The organism is Mycobacterium sp. (assembly GCF_025965855.1).
Taxonomy (GTDB): Bacteria; Actinomycetota; Actinomycetes; order Mycobacteriales; family Mycobacteriaceae; genus Mycobacterium.
This window is the reverse complement of sequence record NZ_JAOPWB010000289.1, coordinates 1-12,591: the sequence shown is the minus strand read 5'-3', so window position 1 is coordinate 12,591 and position 12,591 is coordinate 1. Positions and strand designations below refer to the sequence as shown.

Sequence of the window (12,591 nt, the reverse complement as noted above, 5' to 3'; positions counted from 1 at the left end):
CCGGCGCAACCGGCGCAACCGGCACCGCCGGCGCAACCGGCACCGCCCGCCCAGCCGCGGCCCTATCCCCAGGAACCGCCCCCGAGTCCGGCGCCAAGCCCGGCGCCCAGCCCGGCACCGGCACCCGCGGCACCCGCGGCGCCGGCGGATCAGCCCGCGCCGCCCGACCCGCGCAAGGACCTCGCCGAGCGCATCGCCGAAGAGAAAACCTGGCGGCAGAGCACCCGCCAGGGCATCCAGTTCCTCGCCCTGCAATTCCAGGCCACCCAATGCGATAAAGACGACATCCTGGCCGGCAACGACGACCCGACCCTGCCGTTGGTGACCTGCTCGACCGACCACAAGACCGCATACCTGCTGGGGCCGTCGATCATCAGCGGCGACCAGATCGCGGACGCCACGGCGAGCCAGAACCCGCGCGGCATCGGTTTCGTCGTCGACGTGCAGTTCAAGCCCGCCGCGGCGAACATCTGGGCGGACTACACCGCCGCCCACGTCGGCACCCAGACCGCGTTCACGCTGGACTCCCAGGTGGTCAGCGCCCCGATGATCCAGGAGGCCATCCCGGGCGGGCGCACGCAGATCTCCGGCGGCCAGCCGCCGTTCAACGCGTCCACCGCGAAGCAGCTGGCCAACGTCCTGAAATACGGGTCGCTGCCGCTGTCCTTCGAATCGTCAGAAGCCCAAACCGTCTCGGCGACGCTGGGATTGACCTCGCTGCGAGCGGGGCTGATCGCGGGTGCGATCGGTTTGTTGCTGGTGTTGCTGTACTCGCTGCTGTACTACCGAGTGCTGGGATTGCTTACGGCAATATCGCTAACCGCTTCCGGCGCAATGGTTTTCGCGATCTTGGTGATCCTCGGCCGCCAAATCAACTACACCTTGGACCTGGCGGGTATCGCGGGTCTGATCATCGGTATCGGCACCACCGCCGACTCGTTTGTGGTGTTCTTCGAGCGCATCAAAGACGAGATCCGCGAAGGGCGTTCGTTCCGGTCGGCGGTGCCACGCGGCTGGGTGCGCGCCCGCAGGACGATCGTCTCGGGCAACGCCGTCACCTTCCTGGCCGCCGCGGTGCTATACGCCCTGGCGATAGGCCAGGTGCGGGGATTCGCATTCACGTTGGGCCTCACCACGATCCTCGACACCGTGGTGGTGTTCCTGGTGACCTGGCCGCTGATTTACCTGGCGTCGAAGTCGGCGACGTTGGCGAAACCCGCATACAACGGCCTGGGGGCAGTACAGCAGGTTGCGCGCGAACGCCGGGCCGCGGCGGACGTGAAGACGGGACGGGGATAGCGCATGAATGCCTCCAAGGCGTCCAAGGGCAAGATCGAGACCGAGGCGACCGAAATCACCGAGTCCGGCTCGGAGGCGCCTGCGCTGACCCGCAGCGCCGGGCAGCTGCCGCGCCACAGCTTCATTTCCAGGCTCTACACGGGCACCGGTGCGTTCGAGGTGATCGGGCGCCGCCGGCTGTGGTACGGCATCAGCGGCGCGATCGTCGCGGTCGCGATCGTCAGCATCATCGTGCGCGGCTTCACCTTCGGGATCGACTTCAAGGGCGGCACGACGGTGTCGATGCCCGCCGCGGGTGCCAACGGCACGGTGCAGACCGCGCAGGTGTCCGACGTCTTCAGGAAGACCATCGGCAAGGACCCGGAGTCGGTGGTCATCGTCGGCAGGGGCCCCTCGGCGAGCGTGCAGATCCGCTCGGAAACGCTGACCAACGACCAGACCGCCAAGCTGCGCAACGCCCTCTTCGACGCGTTCCAGCCGAAGGGCAACGACGGCAAGCCGAGCAAGCAGGCCATCAGTGATTCGGCGGTGTCGGAGACCTGGGGCGACCAGATCACCAAGAAGGCCTTGATCGCGCTGGTGGTGTTCCTTGCGCTGGTCAGCCTGTACATCACCCTGCGCTACGAGCGCTACATGGCGATCTCCGCCCTGACCACCATGGTTTTCGACCTGACCGTCACCGCCGGCGTGTATTCGCTGGTCGGCTTCGAGGTCAGCCCGGCCACGGTCATCGGGCTGCTGACCATCCTCGGCTTCTCGCTCTATGACACCGTGATCGTGTTCGACAAGGTCGAGGAGAACACCCGCGACTTCCAGCACACCAACCGGCGCACCTTCGCCGAGCACGCCAACCTGGCGATCAACCAGACGTTCATGCGCTCCATCAACACCAGCCTGATCTCGGTGCTGCCGGTGCTGGCGCTGATGGTCGTGGCGGTCTGGTTGCTGGGCGTCGGCACGCTGAAGGACCTGGCGCTGGTGCAGCTGGTGGGCATCCTGGTCGGCACCTACTCCTCGATCTTCTTCGCCACCCCGTTGCTGGTCACCTTGCGCGAACGCACCGAGCTGGTGCGCACCCATACCCGCCGGGTCCTCAAGCGGCGCAAGCCCTCCCACCAAGAGCACGAGGAGTCGGTCGCCGAGATCTCCGACACCGCCGAAGAGCCCACGGCGGAGGACGCCGAGGCGCCTGAGGCGCCCACCAGGCCCGCGCCGAACAAGCCGGCGCCGGGCGCACGCCCGGTGCGCCCCACCGGAACCCGGCGCCCGACCGGCAAGCGAAACGCCGGCCGGCGGTAGCCACGATGTCGTGGGCCGGCCGGCGGGGCCGCAAAGGCTTTGCCTCCGTCGGCTTGGCCGCGCTGACGGCTTTCGCGCTGACTTCGACCCTCGGTGGGTGCTCGGGCAGCGCCGCCTCGCAGATCGATTACGTGGTCGACGGCCCGCTGGTCACCTACAACACGAACACCGTCGTCGGCGCCGCGTCGGCGGGAGCCCAGGCGTTTGCCCGCACCCTGACCGGCTTCGGCTATCACGGCCCCGACGGGCAGGTCGTCGCCGACCGCGACTTCGGCACCGTTTCGGTCGTGGGCGGTTCGCCGCTGGTCCTCGATTACCAGATCGCCGACAACGCCGTCTACAGCGACGGCAAGCCGGTGACCTGCGACGACCTGGTGCTCGCGTGGGCGGCCCAATCCGGCCGGTTCCCCGGCTTCGACGCCGCCACCCAGGCCGGGTACGTCGACATCGCCAACGTCGAGTGCATCCCGGGCCAGAAGAAGGCCCGGGTGTCCTTCGTCCCCGACCGCGGCGTCGTCGACTACACCCAGCTGTTCGCCGCGACCTCGATGATGCCGTCGCACGTGATCGCCGACGAGCTGGGCGTCGACGTGACCGCGGCGCTGCTGAGCAATAACTCGCAGGTGGTGGCCAACATCGCGAAGCTGTGGAACACCACCTGGGACCTCAAGCCCGGTGCCGACGTCAAGCACTTCCCGTCGTCGGGGCCGTACAGGATCGAACGAATCCTCGACGGCGGCGGTGTGGTGCTCGTCGCCAACGACCGCTGGTGGGGCCCCAAAGCGGTCACCAAGCGGATCACCGTCTGGCCGCAAAAGCCCGACATCCAGGACCGGGTCAACAACCGGAGCGTCGACATCGTCGACGTCGCGGCCGGTTCCTCCGGGTCGCTGGCCACCCCGGACAACTACGAGCGCGCCGATGCGCCGTCGGACGGCATCGAGCAGCTGATCTTTGCGCCGCAGGGGCCGCTGGCGCAGCCCAAGGCCAGGCGTGCGTTCGCGTTCTGCACGCCGCGCGACACGATCGCGCACGACGCTGGGGTGGCGATCGCCAATTCGCGCCTGCAGCCGGCCACCGAGGACGCCATCGCCGCCGGTGAGGGCGCCGCCGAAGCCGGCCCGTTCGGCAAGGCCGACCCCGCCGCCGCCCGCGACGCGCTGGGCGGCGCACCCCAGACGGTGCGGATCGGCTACCAGGGGCCCAACGCGCGACTGGCGGTGACCGTGGGGGTCATCACCAAATCCTGCGCCCCGGCCGGCATCACGGTCGCCAGCGTCACGCTGGACACCTCCGGGCCCCAGGCCCTGCGGGACGGAAAGATCGACGTGCTGCTGGCCAGCACCGGCGGAGCCACCGGTAGCGGGTCCACCGGATCGTCGGCGATGGACGCCTACGCCCTGCACAGCGGCAACGGCAACAACCTGTCCGGCTACACAAATCCCCAGGTCGACAGCGCGATCAGCGCGCTGGCGGTGTCGGCCGACCCGGCCGAGCGGGTCAGGCTGCTGGCACAGGCGGCCCCGCTGCTGTGGGCCGACATGCCGACCCTGCCTTTGTACCGGCAGCAGCGCACGCTGCTGACATCGAAGAAGATGTATGCCGTGAGCAGGAATCCGACCCGTTGGGGCGCCGGCTGGAACATGGACCGATGGGCGCTGGTCGAGTGACGAGCGCCGGTGGCAATACGCGAGTGGCCGAACTGATCGCGTCCCTGGCTCGCGATGTCGCGGATTTTCCGAAGCCGGGCGTCCAGTTCAAGGACCTCACCCCGGTCTTCGCCGACCGGCACGGGTTTGCGGCGGTGACCGACGCGCTGGCTGACGTCGCATCCGGCGCCGATCTGGTGGCCGGCATCGACTCGCGCGGGTTCCTGGTGGCCGCGGGCGTCGCCACGCGGCTGGGCACCGGCGTGCTGGCCATCCGCAAGCCCGGCAAGCTGCCGCCGCCGGTGCTCGCCGAGCGGTACGACCTGGAGTACGGCAGCGCGATCCTGGAAATCCCGGCCGACGGCATCGATCTGGCAGGCCGCGCCGTCGTGGTCATCGATGACGTGCTGGCCACCGGCGGCAGCATCGGCGCGGCGGCCCGGTTGCTGGAGCGCGCCGGGGCCCACGTGACCGCGGCCGCGGTGGTGGTCGAACTCGTCGGGCTGGGCGGTCGCGAGGCCGTCGCGCCGCTGCCGGTGCACAGCCTGAGCCGCACCTAACCCTAGGTTTTACGCGATATCCTCGAGGTCGGAGGTGACCAACGTGGCGGACGAGAAGAGCTCGGCGCAAGCCCTCGACGTGCCCCCTGACGTCACGGACTCCTTACTGGTCGGGGAGCCGGTTCCGGGGTCGGTTCCCGAGCCGTCGGAGCCGTCGGAGGCGCCGACCGAGACGCTGAAGACGTCCAGCAGCGCCTCCCGTCGGGTCCGGGCCCGGCTGGCCCGGCGGATGACCGCCCAGCGCAGCACCCTCAATCCCGTGCTCGAGCCGCTGGTGGCGGTGCACCGGGAGGTCTATCCCAAGGCGAACCTCTCGATGCTGCAGCGGGCCTTCGAGGTCGCCGACCAGCGCCACGCCACCCAGTTGCGCCACTCCGGTGACCCCTACATCACCCACCCGCTGGCGGTCGCCAACATCCTGGCCGAACTGGGCATGGACACCACCACTTTGGTGGCCGCGCTGCTGCACGACACCGTCGAGGACACCGGGTACACGCTCGAGGCTTTGAGCGAGGAATTCGGGGAGGAGGTGGGCCATCTCGTCGACGGGGTGACCAAGCTGGATCGGGTGGTGCTGGGCAGCGCCGCCGAGGGCGAGACCATCCGCAAGATGATCACCGCCATGGCCCGCGATCCGCGGGTGCTGGTGATCAAGGTCGCCGACCGGCTGCACAACATGCGCACCATGCGCTTCCTGCCGCCGGAGAAGCAGGCCCGAAAGTCCCGCGAGACCCTGGAAGTCATTGCACCCCTTGCGCATCGGCTGGGTATGGCCAGCGTCAAGTGGGAGCTGGAAGACCTGTCGTTCGCGATCCTGCACCCCAAGAAGTACGAGGAGATCGTTCGCCTGGTCGCCGGCCGCGCGCCGTCCCGGGACACCTACCTGACCAAGGTCCGCACCGAGATCGTCAACACGCTGGGCGCGTCGAAAATCAAAGCGACGGTGGAGGGCCGCCCCAAGCACTACTGGTCGATCTATCAGAAGATGATCGTCAAGGGCCGCGACTTCGACGACATCACCGATCTGGTCGGCATTCGCATCCTGTGCGACGAGATCCGGGACTGCTACGCCGCTGTGGGCGTGGTGCATTCGTTGTGGCAGCCGATGGCCGGGCGGTTCAAGGATTACATCGCCCAGCCGAGATACGGGGTGTACCAGTCGTTGCACACCACCGTCGTCGGGCCGGAGGGCAAGCCGCTGGAAGTGCAGATCCGCACCCGCGACATGCACCGCACCGCCGAGTACGGCATCGCCGCGCACTGGCGCTATAAAGAAGCCAAGGGCCGCAACGGCGTTCCGCATCCGCACGCGGCCGCCGAGATCGACGACATGGCCTGGATGCGTCAGCTGCTCGACTGGCAACGGGAGGCCGCCGATCCCGGCGAGTTCCTGGAGTCGCTGCGTTATGACCTTGCGGTCCAAGAGCTTTTCGTCTTCACGCCCAAGGGGGACGTCATCACCCTGCCGACCGGGTCGACGCCGGTGGACTTCGCGTACGCGGTGCACACCGAGGTCGGTCACCGATGCATCGGCGCCAGGGTCAACGGCCGCCTGGTGGCGCTGGAACGCAAGCTCGAAAATGGGGAAGTAGTCGAGATTTTCACGTCCAAGGCGCCCAACGCCGGGCCGTCGCGGGACTGGCAGCAGTTCGTCGTGTCCCCGCGCGCCAAGACGAAGATCCGCCAGTGGTTCGCCAAGGAGCGGCGGGAAGAGGCGCTGGATGCCGGCAAGGACGCGATGGCGCGCGAGGTGCGCCGTGGCGGACTTCCGTTGCAGCGCTTGGTAAATGGCGAGTCGATGGCCGCGGTGGCCCGCGAGCTGCATTACGCCGACGTGTCCGCGCTCTACACCGCTATCGGTGAGGGCCACGTATCGGCCCGGCACGTCGTGCAGCGGCTGCTGGCCGAGCTCGGCGGCATCGACCAGGCCGAAGAGGAACTCGCCGAGCGGTCCACACCGACAACCATGCTGCGTCGCCCGCGCAGCAGCGACGACGTCGGCGTCTCGGTCCCCGGTGCCCCCGGCGTCCTGACCAAGCTGGCCAAGTGCTGCACCCCGGTGCCCGGCGACCAGATCATGGGTTTCGTCACCCGCGGCGGCGGCGTCAGCGTGCACCGCACCGACTGCACCAACGCGGCGTCGCTGCAACAACAGGCCGAACGCATCATCGAGGTCCTCTGGGCGCCGTCGGCGTCGTCGGTGTTTCTGGTCGCCATTCAGGTCGAGGCGCTCGACCGGCACCGGTTGCTCTCGGACATCACGCGGGTGTTGGCCGACGAGAAGGTCAACATCCTGTCGGCGTCGGTCACCACCTCGGGTGACCGGGTGGCGATCAGCCGGTTCACGTTCGAGATGGGCGACCCCAAGCATCTCGGGCATTTGCTCAACGTCGTGCGCAACGTCGAGGGCGTTTACGACGTCTACCGGGTGACTTCCGCCGCTTAAAGCCGCTTAGCGCCGGCTGGCCGACCGCTTGCGCTGCGCCGGCAGCCTGATGACCTTGGTGTCGGAGGCGCGCTGGTCCTCCAACACGATGACGCCCTCCGCGTCGCTGCCGACCGGTTTGGCCGCCCCCTCGAGCACCTCGCCGACGATGCGAACCGCCATGGGAAAGGCGGTGTTCGTCAAGATCTTGTAGAGGGGAACCGCCGCGATGAACAGGGCCAGCGGCGGCTCGATCAGTCCCAGCCCGGTGGCCGCGACCAGGCCACCGAAATATCCGATTGACCGGGGAACGTCGACTTCGACGGTGCCCACTTGAACTTCCAAGACGTTCTCCGGTGCCCCGAACCGGATCTCCACGGCGCTGCTGGTGGCCATCACACCCTCCTGGTACTGGCGGACTGTCCCGACAATCGCGGGTACCCGGTGTGATCCCGTCTAGCCCACCCGCACCGAGTTGATGGTGACCGTGCTGGCGGGGTTGCCCCTGGTGCGATTACCGGCCACACCAACCTTGGCGATCTTGTCGAGCGTGGCCAGGCCCGCCTGGTCGACCGAGCCGAACACCGTGGACGTGGGCTCTATCTCGGCATCCCGGTACACGAGGAAGAACTGGCTTTCGTTGGTGTTGGGTCCGTTGGTGGCCATCGCCATGGTCCCGCGCGGATATACCACGGTTTCCTTGAGCACCGGGTCGTCGGCCTTGTATTGGTTGGTGGGGTATTCGTCGGCGAATTCGTAACCGGGGCCCCCGCCGCCGTCGGCGTCGGGGCCGCCGAACAGCAGCGTCCCGCCTTCCGGCTCGTCGATCATCCGCCCGCACACGGAGTTGTCGAAGAACCCTTGCTTCGCCAGGCTGGTGAAGCTGTTCACCGCGCAGGGGGATTCGTTGTTGGCGAGCTGGATGCCGATGTCGCCGAAGTTGGTGGAGATGACGGCGTGGATCTCGGCCGGATCGGTGGACACCCGCCCGGATGGCGGCGGGTTGGCGGGCTTGCTGGCCGGATCCGGCGACGCGGGGTACTGACAATCGGCGCCCAGGTCGGGCGGGGGCGCGAACGCCGGCAACGGCGGCACGGTCCCGCCAGTCGCAGAGCGCGGTCCCGGGGCCGATCCCGGCCTGGCGGGCACCCTGGCGCGGCTCGGGGTGGTGGTCGCCGCGTTGTTCGTCGAGCCGTGGCTCTGGGTTACGAGCGAAATGACCAGGGCCACCACCGCCGCCAGCGCGACGAGCGACCCGCCGACGATCCCCAGGGCCAGCCGCCTATTCCACGTTTTTGCCTGGGGTTGCTGGGGCACCGGCTGGTGCGGGAATGCCTGCGGTGGCTGCGGCGGCGGTGGGGACCCGGGCGCCGCCGCGTCGCCGGCGCCGGCCAGCGCCGTTCGGGCGGCCTCGGCGAGTTCCATCGCCGACTGGTAGCGGGATTCGACGTCCTTCGCCATCCCCCGCGCTATCACCGCGTCGAAGGCCGGTGGTACGCCGGGCGCGATGATCGACGCTCGGGGTGGGGGCGCGTTCACGTGGGCGTTGAGCTGCTCCTCGATGCTGTCGCCGGGGTAGGGACGGCTTCCGGTCAGGCACTCGTAGAGCACGCAGGCCAACGAATACACGTCGGCGCGGTGATCCGTTGTCCCCCTGAAGCGCTCGGGCGCCATGTACGCCACGGTTCCCATGGTGTGCCCGGTGTTGGTGAGCGAGGTGTCGGTCGCGGCGCGCGCGATCCCGAAATCGATCAGATACACGAAGTCCCGCGCCTGGGTGACCAAGATGTTTTTCGGCTTGATGTCGCGATGTATCAAGCCCACCCCATGGGCGGTATCCAGCGCCGCCGCAACCTGTTCGACCACCGCGACCGCACGCTCGGGGCTGAGCCGCCCGCCGTTTTCGGCGATGTAGTCCACCAAGTCACGCCCCTCGATCAGGCGCATGTCGACATACAGCTGGCCATCGATTTCGCCGTAGCCGTGGATGGGCACCACGTGCGGGTCGTTGAGGCTTGCCGCGATGCGGGCCTCGCGGCGAAATCGTTCCTGGAACTGGTCATCCTCGGCCAGATGCGGCGGGAGCACCTTCAGAGCGACCACCCGATCGGTGGAGGCGTCGTAGGCGCGGTACACGCGTCCCATGCCACCGCGGCCCAACAACTCCACTATTAGGTAATGACCGACTGACACCGGATCCAGATTCACCCAACGAACCATAAACGGTGGAGCCCGCGAGTCGGGCGATTCTCACCAATCCGCGGCCTGTGTTGCGCCGCTCCGCCTTTAGTCGAGCAGCAGCGACTTGATGGTGACTTCGCTGGCGGGCGGCCCGTCCTCCCCGCCGCCGGCGATGCCGGCCTTGGCGATCTTGTCCAGGGTGGCCAGCCCGTCGGCCTGGATGGTGCCGAACACGGTGTACTGGGGCGGCAGCTGCGAGTCCTTGTAGACCAAGAAGAACTGGCTGCCGTTGGTGCCGGGTCCGGCGTTGGCCATCGCCATGGTGCCGCGCGGATAGAGGACGGGCTGTTGCGCCTTGGGGTCGTTCGTCGGGTACTGGTCGGTCGGGTACTCGTTGGCGAATTGGTAGCCGGGGCCACCGGTGCCGTCGCCCTTGGGGTCGCCGCATTGCAGGACGCCCAGCGTGTCCGAGGTGGTCAGCCGGTGGCATTTGGTGTTGTCGAAGAATTTCTGGCCGATCAGGCTCGCGAAACTGTTGACGGTGCAAGGCGATTCGTTGTTGGCCAGCATCAGCCCGATGTTGCCTTGACTGGTCGCCATGCTCGCACTCACCTGGGCCGGATCCGTCGGGACCTTGCCGGTCCGCGGTGGCTTGACCGGTTTGGCGGCCGGGTCCGACGACGCCGGGTATTGGCAATTGGCGCCCAGGTTGGCCGACGGCTTGAACGCCGGCAATGGCGGAACGGCCGGCGTCGGTCCGGGCGGCGTCGTGCTCTCCGGCGAGCTGCTGGCGGCGGCGGTGCTGGTCGTCGCCGCGGTGTTGCTCTTGTTCTCGTGCTTGGTGTTGACGATTGCGATCACCACCGCGACGATCACGGCCACCACCACGATCGAGCCACCTGCGATCACCACGATCCGGCGCATTCGGGCCCGATTGGCGCGGCGCTCCAGCCGCCGTTCGAGTTTGCGCTTGGCGGTGGCACGTCGCTGTTCATTGGTCGGCACGGCCGGTATGCCTCCATGTCGGTCGGTCGGGGCCCGAGGTAGCCAGCCCAGGCTAATGTGGGCGCCGTGACCGGTGTCAACCGGGCCCCGTGGGAAACTGGGAACCGTGTTGATCACCGGATTTCCCGCGGGCGTGTTGCAGTGCAACTGTTATGTGCTGGCCGATCGGCCCGGATCGGACGCCGTCATCGTGGATCCCGGTCAGCGTGCGATGGGTCCGCTGCGGCGGATCCTCGACGAGAACCGGCTGACCCCCGCCGCGGTCCTGCTCACCCACGGGCACATCGACCATATGTGGTCCGCGCAGAAGGTTTCGGACACCTACGGCTGCCCCACGTACATCCACCCCGAGGACCGCTTCATGCTGACCGACCCGATCTACGGCTTCGGCCCGCGGCTGGCGCAGATGGTGACGGGTGCGTTCTTCCGCGAGCCCAAGCAGGTGGTGGAGCTGGACCGCGACGGCGACAAGCTGGATCTGGGCGGTGTGACCGTCAACGTCGATCACACGCCCGGGCACACCCGCGGGTCGGTGGTATTCCGGGTCGCTTCGGATAAAGATGCCGTCTTCACCGGTGACACGCTGTTCGAGCGCTCGGTGGGCCGCACGGACCTGTTCGGCGGCAGCGGCCGCGACCTGCTGACCTCCATCATCGACAAGCTGTTGGTGCTCGACGACAAGACCGTCGTATTGCCGGGGCACGGCCCCTCGACCACCATCGGCGCGGAGCGGCGTTTCAATCCGTTCCTCGAGGGCCTGAGCCGGTGACGGAGTTCTCTGCTCCCAAGGGGGTGCCGGACTACCTCCCGCCCGATTCGGCGCAGTTCGTCGCGGTGCGTGACGGGTTGCTCGCCGCGGCCCGCCGGGCCGGCTACGGCGATGTCGAGCTGCCCATCTTCGAAGACACCGCCCTCTTTGCGCGCGGCGTAGGTGAATCGACCGACGTCGTGTCCAAGGAGATGTACACGTTCGCCGACCGCGGTGATCGCTCGGTGACGCTGCGGCCGGAGGGGACCGCCGGGGTGGTGCGCGCGGTGATCGAGCACGGCCTGGACCGCGGCGCGCTGCCGGTGAAGCTTTGCTATGCGGGGCCGTTTTTCCGCTACGAGCGTCCGCAGGCCGGCCGGTATCGCCAGCTGCAGCAGGTCGGCGTCGAGGCGATCGGCGTCGACGACCCGGCGCTGGACGCCGAGGTGATCGCCATCGCCGACGGCGGCTTCCGCTCGCTGGGCCTCGACGGGTTCCGGCTGGAGATCACCTCTCTCGGGGATGACAGCTGCCGGCCGCAATACCGGGAACTGTTGCAGGAGTTCCTGTTCGGCCTCGATCTTGACGAGGAAACCCAGCGACGCGCGCAGGTGAATCCGCTTCGCGTGCTCGACGACAAACGACCCGACGTGCGGGCCATGACGGCCGACGCGCCGGTGCTGCTCGATCACCTGTCCGACGGCGCCAAGCAACACTTCGACACGGTGCTGGCGCACCTGGACGCCCTCGGGGTCCCGTACGTCATCAACCCGCGGATGGTGCGCGGGCTCGACTACTACACGAAGACCACGTTCGAGTTCGTGCACGACGGTCTGGGCGCGCAGTCGGGGATCGGCGGCGGCGGCCGCTACGACGGCCTGATGCGCCAGCTCGGCGGACAAGACCTGTCGGGCATCGGCTTTGGGCTGGGGGTGGATCGGACCCTGCTGGCGCTGAGCGCCGAGGGCAAGAGCGTGGGGGAGGCCACGCGCTGCGACGTGTTCGGGGTGCCGCTGAGCGAGCCGGCGAAGCTCTCGCTCGCGGTGCTCGCCGGGCAGCTGCGCGGCGCCGGCGTCCGGGTCGACATGGCGTACGGCGACCGCGGGCTCAAGGGCGCGATGCGCGCGGCCGACCGCTCCGGCGCCCGGCTCGCACTGGTGCTCGGCGACCGGGACATCGAGGCCGGCACCGTCGGAGTGAAGGATCTGGCGACGGGCGATCAGGTGTCCGTGCCGACGGGCGCGGTCGTTGGCGAGGTGCTTTCGCGGCTGGGCAACTGAGCTCTTAGGCGCGGCGGCTGTCACCGGCCACTGCTATGCTCGAACATATGTTCGATGAGGCCGCTCGTGCCGAGGTGATTGCCCGGTTTGATGAGCTTGTTGAGCGGTGTTATCCGTCGAAGACGGCGGAGTCGGCGGTGTTTGT

General features: G+C 68.3%; 10 protein-coding genes. 7 read left to right on the top strand and 3 right to left on the bottom strand.

Translation table 11 applies throughout. The features are described 5' to 3' along the window. The 5 genes from secD to JWP83_RS24785 all read left to right on the top strand — a co-directional run. Positions 1-1,299: protein translocase subunit SecD (gene secD, locus JWP83_RS24805; RefSeq protein ID WP_297736357.1), on the top strand; the 1,299-nt coding region annotated here is incomplete at its 5' end. A gap of 3 nt (positions 1,300-1,302) precedes the next feature. Continuing rightward, a complete protein-coding gene (secF, locus tag JWP83_RS24800) occupies positions 1,303-2,598 on the top strand; it encodes a protein translocase subunit SecF (protein ID WP_297736353.1) in 1,296 nt (431 codons plus the stop codon). Between the two features lie 5 nt (positions 2,599-2,603). Next, positions 2,604-4,268, top strand: coding sequence for an ABC transporter substrate-binding protein (locus JWP83_RS24795; protein WP_297736350.1), 1,665 nt, complete (start codon positions 2,604-2,606; stop codon positions 4,266-4,268). Further along, complete coding sequence (locus JWP83_RS24790; protein ID WP_297736364.1) at positions 4,265-4,807, top strand: adenine phosphoribosyltransferase; 543 nt, start codon at positions 4,265-4,267, stop codon at positions 4,805-4,807. Before JWP83_RS24795 ends, JWP83_RS24790 begins: the two co-directional genes overlap by 4 nt. 79 nt (positions 4,808-4,886) lie before the next feature. Beyond that, positions 4,887-7,253: a bifunctional (p)ppGpp synthetase/guanosine-3',5'-bis(diphosphate) 3'-pyrophosphohydrolase gene (locus JWP83_RS24785; RefSeq protein WP_297736360.1), complete on the top strand. Its 2,367-nt coding sequence runs from the start codon at positions 4,887-4,889 to the stop codon at positions 7,251-7,253. Between the two features lie 6 nt (positions 7,254-7,259). On the opposite strand, the gene JWP83_RS24780 is transcribed toward JWP83_RS24785, so the two are convergent. From JWP83_RS24780 to JWP83_RS24770, 3 genes are all read right to left on the bottom strand, one after another. Further along, positions 7,260-7,628, bottom strand: coding sequence for a hypothetical protein (locus JWP83_RS24780; protein WP_297736349.1), 369 nt, complete (start codon positions 7,626-7,628; stop codon positions 7,260-7,262). Between the two features lie 60 nt (positions 7,629-7,688). Then, positions 7,689-9,440: a protein kinase gene (locus tag JWP83_RS24775; protein ID WP_297736346.1), complete on the bottom strand. Its 1,752-nt coding sequence runs from the start codon at positions 9,438-9,440 to the stop codon at positions 7,689-7,691. Between the two features lie 78 nt (positions 9,441-9,518). Continuing rightward, positions 9,519-10,418, bottom strand: a complete 900-nt coding sequence (locus tag JWP83_RS24770) for a peptidylprolyl isomerase (RefSeq protein ID WP_297736343.1) — start codon at positions 10,416-10,418, stop codon at positions 9,519-9,521. A gap of 106 nt (positions 10,419-10,524) precedes the next feature. Here JWP83_RS24770 and JWP83_RS24765 point away from each other — a divergent pair, with 106 nt between their 5' ends. Beyond that, positions 10,525-11,187 (top strand): MBL fold metallo-hydrolase, encoded by a 663-nt coding sequence (locus JWP83_RS24765; protein WP_297736340.1) that lies wholly within the window; start codon positions 10,525-10,527, stop codon positions 11,185-11,187. Next, the gene (hisS, locus tag JWP83_RS24760) at positions 11,184-12,446 is read left to right on the top strand and encodes a histidine--tRNA ligase (RefSeq protein WP_297736337.1); all 1,263 of its coding nucleotides are present in this window, start codon (positions 11,184-11,186) and stop codon (positions 12,444-12,446) included. The genes JWP83_RS24765 and hisS overlap by 4 nt, the downstream gene beginning before the upstream one ends. The last annotated feature ends 145 nt before the right edge of the window (positions 12,447-12,591 follow it).

Bases quoted from the DNA above. Each gene is read 5' to 3' on its own strand.
- JWP83_RS24780 (WP_297736349.1), bottom strand. From the start codon at position 7,628: ATGGCCACCAGCAGCGCCGTGGAGATCCGGTTCGGGGCACCGGAGAAC.
- secF (WP_297736353.1), top strand. From the start codon at position 1,303: ATGAATGCCTCCAAGGCGTCCAAGGGCAAGATCGAGACCGAGGCGACC.
- JWP83_RS24795 (WP_297736350.1), top strand. From the start codon at position 2,604: ATGTCGTGGGCCGGCCGGCGGGGCCGCAAAGGCTTTGCCTCCGTCGGC.